The sequence below is a fragment of the Protofrankia sp. Cj5 genome, assembly GCF_917627405.1.
Taxonomy (GTDB): domain Bacteria; phylum Actinomycetota; class Actinomycetes; order Frankiales; family Frankiaceae; genus Protofrankia.
Genome location: NZ_CAKJTO010000072.1, coordinates 1 through 15,088, shown reverse-complemented (window position 1 = coordinate 15,088; position 15,088 = coordinate 1). Strand labels below are relative to the sequence as shown.

General features: G+C 67.5%; 13 protein-coding genes. 6 read left to right on the top strand and 7 right to left on the bottom strand.

Going from position 1 to position 15,088, the window contains the following annotated elements; genetic code table 11:
• Positions 1 to 33: 33 nt before the first annotated feature.
• From MJ777_RS15645 to MJ777_RS15635, 3 genes are all read right to left on the bottom strand, one after another.
• On the bottom strand, positions 34 to 1,929 hold the full coding sequence (locus MJ777_RS15645; protein ID WP_239309329.1) for an ABC transporter ATP-binding protein: 1,896 nt from the start codon (positions 1,927 to 1,929) through the stop codon (positions 34 to 36).
• 116 nt (positions 1,930 to 2,045) lie between these two features.
• On the bottom strand, positions 2,046 to 3,779 hold the full coding sequence (locus tag MJ777_RS15640) for an ABC transporter ATP-binding protein (protein WP_239309310.1): 1,734 nt from the start codon (positions 3,777 to 3,779) through the stop codon (positions 2,046 to 2,048).
• 523 nt (positions 3,780 to 4,302) lie between these two features.
• On the bottom strand, positions 4,303 to 5,262 hold the full coding sequence (locus tag MJ777_RS15635) for an undecaprenyl-diphosphate phosphatase (protein WP_239376992.1): 960 nt from the start codon (positions 5,260 to 5,262) through the stop codon (positions 4,303 to 4,305).
• A gap of 101 nt (positions 5,263 to 5,363) precedes the next feature.
• Between MJ777_RS15635 and MJ777_RS15630 the strand changes: the two genes are divergently transcribed.
• The 3 genes from MJ777_RS15630 (at position 5,364) to MJ777_RS15620 (ending at position 7,528) form a co-directional block, all read left to right on the top strand.
• Positions 5,364 to 6,008, top strand: coding sequence for a BlaI/MecI/CopY family transcriptional regulator (locus MJ777_RS15630; protein WP_239346495.1), 645 nt, complete (start codon positions 5,364 to 5,366; stop codon positions 6,006 to 6,008).
• A 609-nt stretch (positions 6,009 to 6,617) separates the two neighbouring features.
• A complete protein-coding gene (locus tag MJ777_RS15625; protein WP_239376991.1) occupies positions 6,618 to 7,124 on the top strand; it encodes a cysteine dioxygenase family protein in 507 nt (168 codons plus the stop codon).
• Complete coding sequence (locus tag MJ777_RS15620; protein WP_370652732.1) at positions 7,118 to 7,528, top strand: rhodanese-like domain-containing protein; 411 nt, start codon at positions 7,118 to 7,120, stop codon at positions 7,526 to 7,528. Before MJ777_RS15625 ends, MJ777_RS15620 begins: the two co-directional genes overlap by 7 nt.
• A 246-nt stretch (positions 7,529 to 7,774) precedes the next feature.
• On the opposite strand, the gene MJ777_RS15615 is transcribed toward MJ777_RS15620, so the two are convergent.
• On the bottom strand, positions 7,775 to 9,337 hold the full coding sequence (locus MJ777_RS15615; protein WP_239346491.1) for an MFS transporter: 1,563 nt from the start codon (positions 9,335 to 9,337) through the stop codon (positions 7,775 to 7,777).
• Between the two features lie 56 nt (positions 9,338 to 9,393).
• Here MJ777_RS15615 and MJ777_RS15610 point away from each other — a divergent pair, with 56 nt between their 5' ends.
• The 3 genes from MJ777_RS15610 (at position 9,394) to MJ777_RS15600 (ending at position 11,897) form a co-directional block, all read left to right on the top strand.
• On the top strand, positions 9,394 to 10,041 hold the full coding sequence (locus MJ777_RS15610) for a TetR/AcrR family transcriptional regulator (protein WP_239376990.1): 648 nt from the start codon (positions 9,394 to 9,396) through the stop codon (positions 10,039 to 10,041).
• Between the two features lie 231 nt (positions 10,042 to 10,272).
• Positions 10,273 to 11,052 carry an ABC transporter ATP-binding protein gene (locus MJ777_RS15605; RefSeq protein WP_239376989.1) on the top strand — a complete coding sequence of 260 codons (780 nt, stop codon included), beginning with the start codon at positions 10,273 to 10,275 and terminating at the stop codon, positions 11,050 to 11,052.
• Positions 11,049 to 11,897 carry an ABC transporter permease gene (locus MJ777_RS15600; protein ID WP_370652731.1) on the top strand — a complete coding sequence of 283 codons (849 nt, stop codon included), beginning with the start codon at positions 11,049 to 11,051 and terminating at the stop codon, positions 11,895 to 11,897. The genes MJ777_RS15605 and MJ777_RS15600 overlap by 4 nt, the downstream gene beginning before the upstream one ends.
• Positions 11,898 to 11,950: 53 nt before the next feature.
• On the opposite strand, the gene MJ777_RS15595 is transcribed toward MJ777_RS15600, so the two are convergent.
• The 3 genes from MJ777_RS15595 to MJ777_RS15585 form a co-directional block, all read right to left on the bottom strand.
• Entirely contained in the window at positions 11,951 to 12,781 is an 831-nt protein-coding gene (locus MJ777_RS15595) for a helix-turn-helix transcriptional regulator (protein ID WP_239309327.1), read from the bottom strand.
• A gap of 93 nt (positions 12,782 to 12,874) precedes the next feature.
• On the bottom strand, positions 12,875 to 13,654 hold the full coding sequence (locus tag MJ777_RS15590; protein ID WP_239309296.1) for an SAM-dependent methyltransferase: 780 nt from the start codon (positions 13,652 to 13,654) through the stop codon (positions 12,875 to 12,877).
• A gap of 101 nt (positions 13,655 to 13,755) precedes the next feature.
• Positions 13,756 to 14,949 carry a hypothetical protein gene (locus tag MJ777_RS15585; RefSeq protein ID WP_239376988.1) on the bottom strand — a complete coding sequence of 398 codons (1,194 nt, stop codon included), beginning with the start codon at positions 14,947 to 14,949 and terminating at the stop codon, positions 13,756 to 13,758.
• Positions 14,950 to 15,088 lie beyond the last annotated feature (139 nt).

Below are 15,088 nucleotides of genomic sequence, written 5' to 3'. Positions count from 1 at the left end.
GGCTGACCCGGCCAGCGGAATCACCCCAGGTGCTCAGACCTCGGCGACGGCCTGAGCGAACTGGGCCTGGTACAGCCGGGCATAGGCGCCGCCCGCGGCGAGCAGTTCGGTGTGGTTGCCCTGTTCGACGATGGCGCCGTTCTCCATCACCAGGATGGTGTCAGCGTCCCGGATGGTGGACAGCCGGTGCGCGATCACGAACGCGGTCCGCCCTGCCCGCAGAGTCGACATAGCTTGTTGGATCAACACCTCGGTACGGGTGTCCACCGAACTGGTCGCCTCGTCAAGAACAAGGATCAGCGGCTCCGCGAGGAAGGCACGGGCGATGGTGATCAGCTGCCGCTCCCCGCCGCTGACGCCGGCACCATCATCATCGAGCACCGTGTCGTAGCCGGCTGGCAAGGTCCGCACGAAGCGGTCGACGTGCGCGGCGGTAGCGGCCGCGACGATCTGTTCCCGGGTGGGCTCCGAGACAGCGTACGCGATGTTCTCCGCGATGGTGCCGCCGAACAGCCAGGTGTCCTGCAACACCATGCCGATGCTTGCCCGCAGCTCCTCTCGTGACATCGTGGCGATGTCGACCCCGTCCAGTGTGATCCGGCCGCTGGTGACATCGTAAAACCGCATCAGGAGATTGATCAACGTGGTCTTCCCGGCGCCGGTCGGACCGACGATCGCGACGGTGTGACCGGGTTCCGCGGTCAGCGACAGGTCCTCGATCAGCGGCCTGTCCGGCGTGTAGCAAAAGGCGACGTGCTCGAAGGCCACCCGGCCACGCAGCCGCTCCGGGTGCGCCGGGGCGACCGGGTCCGGTTCCTGCTCGCTGGCGTCGAGAAGGTCGAACACCCGCTCCGCGGAGGCCACCCCGGACTGGACCAGGTTCGCCATGCTGGCGACCATGGACAGCGGCTGGCTGAACTGCCGGGAGTACTGGATGAACGCCTGCACGTCACCGATCGACAGTGTGCCGGACGCGACCCGCAGCCCCCCGACGACCGCGACCAGCACGTAGTTGAGGTTCCCGATAAACATCATCGCCGGCTGCATCAGTCCGGAGATGAACTGCGCGCGCCAGCTGACCGCATAGAGCCGCTCGTTGTGCTCCTGGAAGATCCGCGCGGACTCCTCCTGCCGGCCAAACGCCCGGACCAGCGCGTGCCCGGTGTACATCTCCTCGATATGCGCGTTGAGCCGGCCGGTGATCTCCCACTGGCCGACGAACTGCGGCTGCGCGAACTTCCCGATCCGCGTCGCAACCATGATCGAAATCGGCACCGTGACCAGCGCGATCAGCGCGAGCACCCAGGAGATCCAGATCATCATCGACAGCACGCCGACGATGGTCAGCAGCGAGACGATTACCTGTGACAGGCTCTGCTGCAGGCTCTGCCCGAGGTTGTCGATGTCGTTGGTGACCCGGCTGAGCACCTCCCCCCGCAGCTGGTCGTCGAAGTAGCGCAGCGGCAACCGAGAGATCTTGGCCTGTACGTCCCCGCGCAGCTTGCCGATCACCCGCTGCAGGGCCAGGTTGGCGAGCCGGGCCTGGACGACACCGCACAGCCCTGCCAGCACGTAGACGACGAGCACTCCCAGCAGTACGGATCCGATCGCGTCGAAGTCCATCCCGTGACCGGGCGTGACGTCGAGCGAGGCGAGCAGGTCGGCCTGGGTGTCATGGCCGGCGGCGCGCAGCTGTGCGACAGCCTCCGCCTTCGACATACCGGCCGGCAGCCGTCGGCTGAAGACCCCGGCGAACACCAGGTCGGTGGCATGCCCGAGCAGCCGCGGACCAAGCACGGTGAGCCCGACGCTCACCATCGCCAGCGCGATCGTCACAACGAACAGATGCCGTTGCGGGCGCAGCAGCCCGAGTAGCCGGCGGCTCGACCCGACGAAGTCCATGGACTTCTCCGCCGCGCCCTGACTCATGAAGAAGCGGCCCGGACCACCTATCGGCGTCGGCCCCCGGCGCGGCGCCACCGCCCGGGCCGGCTGGGCCGGCTGGGCCGGCGAGGCCGGCTGGGCTGGCACCACTGCCCGGTCGGTCATGCGGCCTCCTCCTCGGTGAGCTGGGAGAGCACGATCTCCCGATAGGTGGTGTTACCGGCCAGCAACTGGTGATGGGTGCCGGTACCGACGACCTCGCCGCCGTCCAGCACGATGATCTGGTCGGCATCACGGATGGTGGCGACCCGCTGGGCGACGATCACGACCGTCGCGGCGGCGGTCTCCCGGGCGAGCGCCGCCCGCAGCCGCGCGTCGGTGGCGTAGTCGAGGGCCGAGAACGAGTCGTCGAACAGGTAGACCTGCGGACGGCAGACCAGCACCCGGGCGATCGCGAGGCGCTGGCGCTGGCCGCCGGACACGTTCGTTCCGCCCTGGGCGATCGCGGTGTCCAGGCCGTCGGGCATGGCCTCGACGAACTCCTTCGCCTGCGCGATCTCCAAGGCCAGCCACAGGTCGGCGTCGGTGGCGTCCGGATTGCCGTAGCGCAGGTTGGTCGCGATGGTGCCGGAGAACAGGTACGGCTTCTGCGGGACCAGCCCGACGGTAGCGGCGAGCAACGCCGGGTCGAGCGCACGGACATCGACGCCGTCAACGAGGACACTCCCCTCGGTGGTGTCGGCCAGCCGTGGGATCAGGCCGAGCAACGTCGTTTTACCGCTACCGGTACCGCCGATGATCGCGGTGATCTGGCCGGGCCGGGCCCGCACACTGATCCCGCGCAGCACCGGCTCCTGCGCCCCCGGGTAGCGGAACCCGACGTCTCGCAACTCCAGCTCGCCGTGCCGGTCGAGGGAGCGTACCGGGTTCGCCGGCGGCAGCAGGGTGGAGCCGGTCATCAGCACCTCCTGGATGCGTTCCGCGCACACCTCGGCACGAGGAATCATCATGAACATGAAGGTGGCCATCATCACCGACATCAGGATCTGCATGAGGTAGCTGAGAAACGCGGTGAGCGCGCCGATCTGCATCTGGCCGGCATCGATGCGGTGCGCGCCGAACCACAGCACGGCGACGCTGGAAACGTTCACCACCGTAAGCACCAGCGGGAACATCAACGCCATCAACTGGCCGAACCGCAGGGAGACGTCGGTCAGGTCAGCGTTGGCCGCCCCGAACCGGCGCTGCTCGTAGTCGTCCCGGACAAACGCTCGGATCACTCGCAACCCGCTGATCTGCTCGCGCAGGATCCGGTTGACAGCGTCGAGACGTTCCTGCATCGCCCGGCCCAAGGGCCGCATCCGGCTCACGATCAGGACGACGATCGTCCCGAGCACCGGCACTATCACGACCAGCAGGGCGGACAATCTGGCATCCTGGCGCAGCGCCAGCACGATTCCGCCCAGGCACATGATCGGCGCGGAGACCATCAGCGTGAAGCTCATCAGTGCCAGCATCTGGACCTGCTGGACATCGTTCGTGGCCCGGGTGATCAGAGAGGGTGCCCCGAACCGGCCGACCTCGCGGACGGAGAACGACTGCACCTGGTCGAACAGTGCCGCCCGCAGATCGCGCCCGAGAGCCATCGCCGTCTGAACACTGAAATACACGGCGGCGCCGGCACAGACGATCTGCACAGCGGCAACCCCGAGCATGATCCCGCCGGTGCGCACAATATAGCCGACATCGCCAGTGATCACCCCGTGGTCGATGATGTCGGCGTTCAGGGTCGGTAGATACAGGATGGCGATCGTCGCCACCAGCTGCAGGCCGACCGTTATCATGATCGGCCTGGTGTAGGGGCCAAGGTGGGCCCGCAGGATTCGGATCAGCATGCGGTCTCTCTCGGCAGCAGGGCAGATGGAACGAAGTCCGGACGGTGGCGCGAGGCTTTCATACCGCTGTATCCGCACGGGTCAGCGCCACGGCGCTGACCCGTACCCGAAGCGGCCGGTGGCGGATTGCCGCCCGAGTGACGAAGGGCCGCAGCGCCGCCGACGCATACGAACACTACGAGCTGAACCCGGCTTCAGGTCAATGTATTTTCCGGGCATGGCTGGCCTGGCGCCCGCCGGCCGGATGGGCTGCCCCGCCAATGTGATAAGGAGCCGGTTGACGGGCAAACGGAACCACCTGCGCGACAGCAGCAGCCGCATACGCTGGCTGCCGCCGTCGGCAATGGCATCGACCAGGATGACGTCAACCGGGATGGCATCGGCCAGGATGGCCGGGATGGCCGGGATGGCCGGGAGCGGTTTCGCGCCGCACGCCGCGAAAGCAACGATCATGCGCTGCGCGCCTGGGTCCCGGCGCGCAGCCCGTCCGGTCGATCGTCGACGGCGGCGAGCGAAATCGCTGTCAGCCGCCGATACCGAAACGCAGGGTGGCGAGTCCACCGACAACGAGGCAGTACACGGCGAATGGGGTGAGGGTACGGGTCTCGAAGTAGTTGGTGAGGAAACGCACGGAGAGGTAAGCGGCGGTCCCGGCGGCAAGCATCCCGACGATGACCTGGCCGTGAATGTGACTTCCGGCGCTGCCCGCGAGGGTGGGGAGTTTCAGGAGGCCAGCGGCGAGGATGACCGGGGTGGCGAGCAGGAAGGAGAATCGGGCGGCGTCCTCATGGTCAAGGCCGCGGAGCAGCCCGCCGACCATGGTGATCCCGGACCGGGAAATGCCCGCGAACAGCGCGCAGGTCTGGAACAGCCCGATGACGCCGGCCTCCCGGTAGGCGAGCCGGTCGAGACCACGCCGCTCGGCGACCACCATGCCGTGACGCTCGATGATGCCATCGGCATCGGCATCGCCGCTGCGAGCCGTGGGTACGGGATGCGCGCGGCGGGCTTCCGCGTTGCGACGCAACCGCTCTCCGGCAAGGAGGATGACCCCGTTGAGGGTGAGGAAAAGCGCGGCGGCCAGCGGTTTGGCGAACAGCGTCCGGAAGGTGTGCTCGAGAAGAAAGCCGGTGAGCCCGACGGGGATCGTGCCGATAATCAGCAGCCAGGCCAGCCGCTCGTCCGAGGTCGTCACGGTACGGCTGCGTAGACTGACCGCGAGGGCACGGATAATACGGATCCAGTCGGACCGGAAGAAGACAAGCAGCGCGCCGGCTGTCGCCACGTGCAACGCGACGATGAACGCCAGATAGGGCGACTGTTCACTGGTTGAGGACGCCGATTCGGTAACAAGGTGCTTCCAGCTTCCACCAATCACCGCGGGGACCAGCACGGAATGCCCGAGGCTGGACACCGGGAACAATTCGGTCACACCTTGCAGCAGCCCGGTGACAATCGACTGCATATAGGTAAGATCACTCATACTTCTTCTCGTCTCCAGGCTACGGGCGACCGGCAAGAGGGGACGCGGCATCGCGGGGCTGGGGCATGCCCCTCGTGCCGGGCGCGCTCATGGGTGCAGGGATGCCGACCGATCGCGACCGGCAGCCGTACCACAACGGACAACTGATGGCCGATGGCCGTCGGCCGGGAACCTGGCGCATAATCCGGACGACGGACATATCGGGTCACATTGACCTCGGCACAGTCATCATCAACGATCACATCGCGCCCCCGCATGCGCCGAATGCGCTGGAGTTACTACCGGCGGTAGACTACTACAACACTGTCGTATGCTACGACGAGACGTCGCTGCTACGGGAGACCGGGGGTTGCATGGGCGACCGGGCGGAAAACCGGCGGGTCCGTCGGGCGCGCGGCGCGCTGGAGCGCGAAATACTGGCCGCGCTGTGGGCCGCGGACGAGCCGGTGGCCCCAGCCGTGATCCAGCAGTCCCTCGGGGGCGATCTCGCCTACACAACGGTGACGACGATCCTCACCCGACTGGCGGAGAAGGGGCTGGCGGAGCGGATACCGACTGGTCGTGGCTACGCCTGGCGGGCGCTGGCCGCACGGGAGGAGCTTGCCGCCCAGCAGATGAAGGCTCTGCTGGGCCGAGGTGAGACCCCGACCGCGGTGTTGCAGCGGTTCGTCGAACAGCTCAGCCCCGCCGAAGGCGCGGCCCTGCGCTCCCTGCTCGCCGCCCAGCCACCGCCCGCCGACGAATGACGTTCGACCAGCGCCGGCACCGGCACCGGCTTTGCCCAAAAAATGATCTTTCACGAAACGGCTGAGCCTCCCGTTCGCCAGTTGACGCCACGCCAGCCGACCAGGCATTGTCGACTCATGAGGTCGAGATTTCTCCTCGTGGCGTGTCGCTACATGGACTACCGGCTTACCTCCAGCGCGCTCTGTCGCTGACCATCGTGACCGTCGCCGACGGCGGCGGCCCACCCGATCTCTATGGGTGGGTACCAGATACCGGGCCGGGGTTCTCTTTCGCGGCCTGGCTGGCGGCAGGCGCCTGACCGATGGCGTGAGAGCAGCGTGGTTCCGCCGGAGGCGCATCCGCAGCCAGGTCCGCAACGCCATCCCCGCTTCTCCACGGGTTCGTGCCGCCGGTTCGTGCCGCGGCTACGCGCCGTACAGACCCGCTCCCGCTGCCGTATCGCCATAACTGGCCGTCACGACGGCCGGCCGTCACCTCGCCGGCGCCTGACGCCGTTCCTCTCCCGGTCGCCCGTCCCGTCTTTGGAGGCATCCAGCCATGAGCACCGCTTCACCTGTCGGCCTCGGTCTGGACACACCCACCGAAACCAGCGATCTGGCTGGGAAACGATGACCACGGCATCCCACTCCCGATCGCGTGCCCGCACGGGCAGGAGGCACAGCCCGACAGCCGCCGCCCTGATCGTCCGACGGCTCACGACGCACCGGGACGGCTGGGTTCCGCTGGTCCGCTTCGACCCGGACCGGCGGTGGTACACGCTGCTGGAGACAACCACCGACCATCAGGCATGGCTGTTGACCTGGCTCCCCGGCCAGTCCACCGACCTGCACGACCACGGCGGCAGCGCGGGTGCGTTCACGGTCGTGGCCGGCGTCCTGACCGAGTGGGCGGTTGGCTTCGGCCGGTACGGACCGTCCCGCCCGGACACACATGCCAGGGGCCGGGTCCGCTCCTTCGGTCCAGCTCACGTCCACCGCATCGGCAATACCGGCACCACCCCGGCGGTCAGCATCCACGTCTACACACCGGCCCTGGAGTTCATGCGACGCTACGTCGTGGATCAGCGGGCGGGGCTGGTCGAGGTAGGTCGTGAGCAGGCAGGAGTGGACTGGTGACTTCCGTCCCATCACCCCCAGCGGGAGCGCGGACGATCGAACAGGTTCTCACCGACGCCCGCGCCAGGCTGACCCGGCTCACCGCCGCGCAGGCAGCCGAAGCCCGGCGGCAGGGCGCGATCATCGTTGACATCCGCCCGGCCGCGCAGCGCGCGTGTGAGGGCGAGATTCCAGGCGCGCTGCTTGTCGAGCGAAACGTCCTGGAGTGGCGCTTCGACCCCGCCAGCGACGCGAAGCTTCCCGCGGCCACCGGCTACGACCAGCGGATCATCATAGTCTGTTCGCAGGGTTACACATCCAGCCTGGCCGCGGCCTCCCTGCACGATCTCGGCCTGCGGCGCTCCACCGACATCATCGGCGGGTTCCACGCATGGGCCGCCGCCGGGCTACCCGTACACCGCTGAAAACCCGCCGCGAGAAACACCGACACCAGAGCGATCTGGCGACCGCGGACCGGGGACCGGGGAGGCGGGGCTGGGGTAGGCACGTCATCGATCCCTGTCCATGGCCGCGCGATGCGCCTGCCCCAGCCCCGCTTTTCGATCTACGTCCCGCTTGCCGGGCGCTCTTACGCGCCATCGAGCGCCGCGACGCCGCGACGCCGCGACGCCGGAGCCCACCGGCCGCACGGTCACGACGGGACGGCTGTCTCAACCGGCCAGCGCCGGCTCAGCGTCGGACGAGACGGTTCGACCGGGCCGCGGTACGCCCATGTCGCGACGGCCGGGCAACGCCAGGCCGCCGAGCGCGCCGAGCCAGCACACGCCAGCGGCGACCAGGCAGGCGATGTGCAGGCCGCTCATGAATGACGCGTTGACATCGGTGACAAGTTGTTGGCTGACCGCCGGCGCGGCGTGGGTGGCTGTCGCGATCGCCGCGCCGACGGAGTCGCGGGCGGCGCCGGCGACCTGCGCTGGCAACGCGGCGACGCTCGTACCGGCGAGCTGGTGGACGTAGATCGAGGTGAAGACGCTGCCGATGACGGCGACACCGAGCGTGCCGCCGGCCTCCCGGGTGGCGTCGTTGACAGCGGACCCGATACCGGCCTTCGCCGCCGGCAGCACGGACAGGATCGACTCGGTGGCCGGTGCGGTGGTCAGGCCGAGACCAGCACCCATGATCAGCATCTGTGCGGCGATCCGCAGGTAGGACTCGTAGGTCGCGGACACCGCGATCCAGGCGAACGCCGTGCCGAACAGCGTCAGCCCGGTGACGACAATGACGCGGGTGCCGAGGCGGCCGGCCAGCCACGCGCCGAGCACCGATCCGGCCGCAATGGTCAGGGCCACCGGCAGGATCCGCACACCGGTCGAGACGGTGCCGTAGCCGCGGATGAACTGGAAGTACTGTGTGATCAGGAAGATGAACCCGAAAAGCGCGAAGAACGCGACGGTCACCGCGCCGCTCGCGGCCGAGAAGGCCGGCGTACGGAACAGGCTCACATCAAGCATCGGGTTCGCCCGGCGCCGTTCAACAGTGATGAACAGGGCGACGATGATCGCCGTTGCGGTGAAACCGGCGATCGTCCAGAACGACGTCCAGCCGCGGTGCGGCGCCTCGATGATCGTGTAGACGAGGAGCCCGATGCCGGCCGACGAGGTGACCAGACCGGGCAGGTCCAGCCGGGCCGCGCCGGGGTCGCTGGACTCGGGCACGAGCACGACGGCGAGGGCCGCCGCGGCCAGCGCGACCGGGACGAGGGCGAGGAAGACGCCGCCCCACCAGAAGTGAGCGAGCAGCAGCCCACCCGTGACGGGACCGACGGCGACCCCGAGGCCGGTGACCGCACCCCACACGCCGATTGCCTTGGCGCGCTCGGCGCGGTCCGGGTAGGCGTTCGTGATGACCGACAGTGTCGTCGGGTAGATGAGCGCGGCGAACGCGCCCATGACGAAACGCACCGCGACCAGCGCACCGGCCCCGGTACACACCGCCCCGACCGCGCTCGCGACGGCGAAGCCAGCGAGCCCGCCGATCAGCACCGGGCGACGGCCGAAGCGGTCGCCGATCGACCCGGCGGTGAGCACGAGCGCGGCAAAGGCCAGGTTGTACCCGTCGACGATCCACTGCAGATCGCGGGTGGTCGCGCCGAGCTGACGGGCCAGCTCGGGCAGGGCGACGTTGACGATCGTGGTGTCGAGGTTGATCGCGAACACGGCGAGGCAGACGGTCGCGAGAAGCGCGAGCCGACGGCGGGAGCGCGGGGAAGCCATCGAGAGCACATCTCCTAAAGTTGACAGCGGCAACATTGACGAGCGTGCCACCCAAAGTGGACACTGTCAACATGTTGGCTGCCATCCCCCCACGCCCCTATCACCACGGCCAGTTGCGGGAGGCGCTCGTCAACGCCGGTGTCGCACTGGCCCGAGCCGATGGCCCCGAAGCCGTGGTGCTACGGGCGGCAACCCGCGCCGCCGGCGTCTCGCACAACGCGGCGTACCGGCACTTCGCCGACCGGGACGAGCTGCTGCGCGCCGTCTGCGAACGCTGCATGAGCCAGCTGGCGCTGCTCATGGAGCAACGGATCGACGCGCTGCCCAGCGACACCGACCCGATGGTGACCGCCTGGGCCCGGCTCGACGCGCTCGGGCGGGCCTACGTGGAGTTCGCCACCACCGAACCCGGCTGGTTCCAGACGGCGTTCGCCGTGCCTCGTACCACGCGCGCCTTCGCGGCGGGCGAGGGAACAGGCGCCAGCGGGCTCGGCCCGTATGAGCTGCTCGGTAGCCGGCTCGACGAGCTGGTTGAGACCGGCGCGATCCCACCCGAACGCCGCCCCGGGGCCGAGTACGCCGCCTGGTCAGCCGTACACGGTTTGTCGACACTGCTCAACGACGGGCCGCTGCGTGACCTCCCCGATGCCGAGCGCGAACGCGCCTTGGGCGCCGTCCTCGACGTCGTCGCCCGCGGCCTGTGAGGGCCGGCACGGCCAGCGGCGGGCACCTGCGCCATGGCAGCCGCTTTCCCACGGCCACCCGACCACGCCGTCACCGTTCCGGTGGATATGCCTACCAGGAGTACGGCGGACGCGGCCACGGTGCGATCAAACCGGTACGATTAATCATTTTCCAATTTTCAGCCAAGGGACCTGACGTGGCGAACAAAGGCGGATCCTCCACATGTGCGCGCCACTGGGCCGGAGATCAGGATGAAACAGACAAAAAGGCAGGCGTCGTCGCCGGGGCCAGCCCCGGTAGGTACCGCGTTGTCGTTCCGGGGGGTGGGGAAGACATTCCCGGACGGTACCCGGGCGTTGCGGGAGGTGTCTTTTACGGTACGTGATACCGAGATCGTGGCGGTGGTCGGGCCCTCGGGCTCGGGCAAGTCCACGCTGCTGCGCATCGCGTCGGGCCTCACGGAAGCGTCGTCCGGATCGGTGGCGGTCGGCTCGGCCGTCCCCGGCTACGTCTTCCAGGACCCCACCCTGCTGCCATGGCGGACAGTCGAGGCGAACATCGGCCTCCTCGCCGAACTCGACGGCGTGGCGAAGGAGGAACGTCGGCGCCTGGTTGCCGACGCCATCGCGCTGACCGGGCTGGCGGGCTTCGAGCGGCACCGCCCGAAGGCATTGTCCGGTGGGATGCGCATGCGGGTCTCGCTCGCCCGCGCGCTCACCATGCGTCCGTCGTTGTTCCTGTTCGACGAACCGTTCGGCGCGCTCGACGAGATCACTCGGGAACGTCTCGGGGACGAGTTACTGCGGCTGTACACACGGGAACGTTTCGCCGGCCTGTTCGTCACGCATTCGGCGGCGGAGGCGGTCCTGCTCGCCACGAGAGTGGTCGTTCTCTCCGCTCGGCCAGGCCGCGTGCTGGCCCAGATCGAGGTGCCCTTCGACTACCCGAGGCAGAGCGGGCTGCGGTTCGACACGGAGTTCACCCGGACCGCGCAGGCCGTTTCCGAGGCTCTGCGGGAGTCGTTCGCGTGACCGCCGACAACGCCCCCCTGCCGGTGGCCCGGCCGCTGCCGCGGGTGTTCTCCCGCCTGGCCGGCGCGGCGCGGACGGCACTGCCGCCGTTCGCCGTCCTGTGTGTGGTGGTCGGGGCCTGGTACCTGGTGAGTTATGCCCTCTTCGCCCCGCGCCGACGTTTCCTGCTACCACCGCCACATCAGGTGGTGCTGGACGGATTTCTCGACTGGGCCACGTTCCACGAGATTCTTTCCGCGCTGGAGGCAACCGCGAAGGTCGCCGTCGTCGGCCTCGTGATCGCGTCAGCGCTGGGGATGACCTTCGCGGTCCTGATGAACCAGGCACGTTGGGTCGAGCGTTCGTTCTATCCCTGGGCGGTGCTGCTGCAGACCATTCCGATCCTGGCGGTTGTTCCGCTGATCGGCTTCTGGTTCGGGTACGGCTTCTGGCCCAGGACCATTGTGTGTGTCCTGATCGCGCTTTTCCCAATCATTACGAACACGCTGTTCGGCCTCCGTTCGGCGGATACCGGCCAGCACGACCTGTTCACGTTGCGGCAAGCCAGCCGGTGGCGGCGGCTTATCTGGCTGGAGTTTCCCGGCGCTCTTCCCGCCGTCTTCACCGGGCTACGTATCTCCGCGGGCCTGTCGGTGATCGGCGCGATCGTGGGCGACTTCTTCTTCCGCCAGGGGGAACCAGGGATCGGCCGGCTCATCGACGGCTACACGCGGAGCCTGGAGTCCGGGCCACTGTTTGCCGCGATCATCGTTTCCGCCCTTTTTGGTTTCGTTGTTTTCTGCTTGTTCGGCCTGGTGGCTCACCTGGTCGTCGGGCCCTGGTACGAGTCGGGGCAACGCCGGTGAGGTAATATCGCCCGCCGGGAGACAATGCCGTCGGAGAAGCCGGCCCCCCGTCCTCACATCTCGGCGATGACCCTGGCCAGAAAATCGGCGGCCTGGTCGGGCGCTGTACTGTCGATGCCGAGCCGGTTCATGGCCTCCGAATAGCGGTACACGTCCGATGGCTTGTCCAGGTAGAGCGCATTCGTAAGATACTCGGAATAGACCACATCGGACAGATCCGGTTCGGCGAAACGCAAAATGCTGAAGGCGCCACCTTCCGCGACATGGCCGCCGAAGGCAAAGGGCATCACCTGGACGATGATGTTCGGCCGCTTGGAAACCGCGATCAACCGTTCCAGCTGGGCGCGCATCACCGCGGGCTGGCCGATCGGGCGCCGCAGAGCCGCCTCGTCCAGCACGGCCCACAGCCGGGGCGGATCCGGGCGGTCCAGTATCCTCTGCCGGCTCATCCGCATGTCGACCCGGCGTTCGACGTCCTTGACCGAAACAGCGCCCGGACCATCGCTTTGGGTAATGACGGTACGGGCGTAGTCCTCGGTCTGGAGCAGGCCTGGGATGAACTGGACCTCATAGGTCCGGATCAATGTCGCGGCGGTCTCCAGACCCAGGTAAAGCTCGAACCAGTTCGGCAGGACATCGGCGGAGGCGTTCCACCAGCCCGGCTGGGTGGACTGCCGGGACAGCTCAAGCAGCGGTGCCCGATCCGCCTCAGCGGTGACGCCGTAGAGGGTGAGCAGGTCGGCTACATCACGCTCCTTGAAGCCAACCCGCCCCAGCTCCAACCTGCTGATCTTCGATTCGGAGCTGCGGATCTCGTACCCGGCGGCCTTGCGGCTGATGCCTCGGGCCTCCCGAAGACGGCGCAGCTGAATGCCGAGCAGCATCCGGCCCACGGCCGACCCCCGGTCCGGATGCCCCGTCACTGTGCTCCCCGTGTGTGCTCAGTACCTGAGCATGATATTGATCCCCAACGGTACTCAGAGCTTACGCGCGACACCGCAGAACGCATCCAGTGCAGCGGGAGCGCTTCCCGGAGCGGGCCGCCAAAGAGAGGTCGAGACCACACCGGGCTCGAGCAGTTCGAGTCCGTCGAAGAACCGGACGATCTCTTCAACGCTGCGGTTGTAGTACCCGTGCCCATCGGGGCCTTCGCTGAGGGCCCGGACGGCCTCGTCAAGGACCACGCCATCCCCCAGAGTCAGGTAGCTGCCCGATGGCACCTCGTCGAGAAGCCGTCGCACAATCGCGTACGCCTCGTCGACGTCCGCGACATTCCCCATGATTCCTATCAGCATGAGCCCCACCGGCCGGGTGAAATCCAGGATTTCGGCGGCACCGGCGAGGATCTTCTCAGGATCATGGACGTCGGCATCGATGTAAGCGGTGGCGCCCTCGCTGGTACCGACCAGCAGAGCACGAGCGTGGAGCAGCACGAGCGGGTCGTTGTCGACATAGACGACACGCGCGTCCGGGGCGATCCGCTGGGCGATCTCGTGGGTGTTCTCCATGGTGGGCAGGCCTGTACCGATGTCGAGGAACTGGCGAATGCCTGCCTCACCGGCCAGGTGGGTGACGGCACGGCGGAGGAAGGCCCGGCCCACGCGGGCGATCTCGACAATCTCCGGATACATCTCGAAGTACCGGTCCCCGTACTCACGGTCAACTTCGAAATAGTCCTTACCGCCCAACCAGTAGTTCCAGACCCGGGCCGAGTGCGGCTTGGTGATGTCAAAAGTGGGGGGCGGGTAGTCGCTCATGAAAGTGACTCCATCTCCGGGACGGTCGGTGGCGTCGCGCGGGGTGGCCGTGAGCTTCGAATGTCGCTGCGGCGCATGGCGGCCGCAGGCTCCAGAGCTCGCTACTTCAGGGAGATCGACCTGTCCAGGAAGTCATTGGTCACCAGATCCGCCGGTCTCAGCCCCGGTTTGGGCTTGGTGCCCCTGGCCTCGAAGACCGGCGCCAGCCGGTCGATGAGCCGCTGGACACGGGCGGTGTCAAAGCTGCCCAGCACCCCGTCAGTCCCGTTGGCGACCAGCCCGAGTTCTTTCAGCTTCGTGTCGGCATCCGCGAGCAGACCGGGCGAAAGAGTGAAGCCGCTGGTGTCCAGCGAACCGACGACCGTGAGCAGGAGCTGGTTGGTCGGACCAGGGTCGGCAATATAGTCACGTTGCGCCCGTTGGAACAACGGCACGAGTTTGGCCAGGCAGGCACGGTTGGCCGCCAGCTTGTCCGGCCGGACGGAGAGCTGGGCCCGGTACACCGGGTACTCGTCATGGAGGAGCAGGTATCTCACTGGCTTGTCCCACGCCTTGACATCGTGTTCAAGCTGGTATGGCTCGTAGGTCACGAACCCCTGCTGCGCAATCTTGCCGTCGGTGGCGACAAACCGGTCAGGGGTGCCTTGGTAGGAGGTGTCGACCTGCGACCTGTTCAGTAGCCCCTCCCGGATGAAAACATCCGGGTAAACAGTCCCGCTCTCGCTGGCCAGCACCGTCACCCCCGCCCGGTGGATATCGGCGACGCTGGCGAAGTTCCAGTCCGGATTCCCCCACAGAAGAACCTGCGGGTTCTTCTCATAGATCGAGAAGACCGCCACTGTCGGCGCCTTTCCCGAGTTCTGGATCGCCTCGTCCGTGCCGACGTCGCCGAGCAGGATGCTGTCGTCCTGAGCAAGCAGGGAGGACGTCGGCTGGAAGCCGACCGCCGGGCCACCAGCCCGGATCTCGAACGTGACGCCGGTAGCGCCGAGCGGGCCGGTGATCCGGTTCTTGTTCCTGTCGATCACCGGGTTCGGCCCGAGGAGCTGGTAGGCGAACCCGTAGTCCGCACCCGGCCACCACGGCTCCTGGAAAACCACGGTGTCCGGGCAGATCCCCTTCAGCGGCGTGCCGTATCGGGACGCGGCCGTTGATCCGGCACCGGATCCAGCGTTGGCCGAAGCCCGCGCGGCTGGTTCACTTCCCCCGCTGGAGCATGCGGCCAACATCAACATCAACGCGACGGCATACCCACGCATGGTTACGGAAGGGCGACGGAACCCTGATATGCGCACAAGAACGGATGCTCTCAGACCGCGCGCATCACCGCTATAGCGGGATCGGGTTACGGTCGGCATTTTTCCCGTCGGAGATGCCCTGTAGTGCCGACCGCGCTGGGAGCACGTTCGAGACGAGAGGCACACAGGTTTTCCC

What these genes read in the sequence shown, in the direction of transcription:
- MJ777_RS15615 (WP_239346491.1), bottom strand. Translation starts at nt 9,337, where the DNA reads ATGGCTTCCCCGCGCTCCCGCCGTCGGCTCGCGCTTCTCGCGACCGTC.
- MJ777_RS15640 (WP_239309310.1), bottom strand. Translation starts at nt 3,779, where the DNA reads ATGCTGATCCGAATCCTGCGGGCCCACCTTGGCCCCTACACCAGGCCG.
- MJ777_RS15635 (WP_239376992.1), bottom strand. Translation starts at nt 5,262, where the DNA reads ATGAGTGATCTTACCTATATGCAGTCGATTGTCACCGGGCTGCTGCAA.
- MJ777_RS15605 (WP_239376989.1), top strand. Translation starts at nt 10,273, where the DNA reads ATGAAACAGACAAAAAGGCAGGCGTCGTCGCCGGGGCCAGCCCCGGTA.
- MJ777_RS15625 (WP_239376991.1), top strand. Translation starts at nt 6,618, where the DNA reads ATGACCACGGCATCCCACTCCCGATCGCGTGCCCGCACGGGCAGGAGG.
- MJ777_RS15590 (WP_239309296.1), bottom strand. Translation starts at nt 13,654, where the DNA reads ATGAGCGACTACCCGCCCCCCACTTTTGACATCACCAAGCCGCACTCG.
- MJ777_RS15595 (WP_239309327.1), bottom strand. Translation starts at nt 12,781, where the DNA reads ATGCTGCTCGGCATTCAGCTGCGCCGTCTTCGGGAGGCCCGAGGCATC.
- MJ777_RS15630 (WP_239346495.1), top strand. Translation starts at nt 5,364, where the DNA reads ATGCCGACCGATCGCGACCGGCAGCCGTACCACAACGGACAACTGATG.
- MJ777_RS15645 (WP_239309329.1), bottom strand. Translation starts at nt 1,929, where the DNA reads ATGAGTCAGGGCGCGGCGGAGAAGTCCATGGACTTCGTCGGGTCGAGC.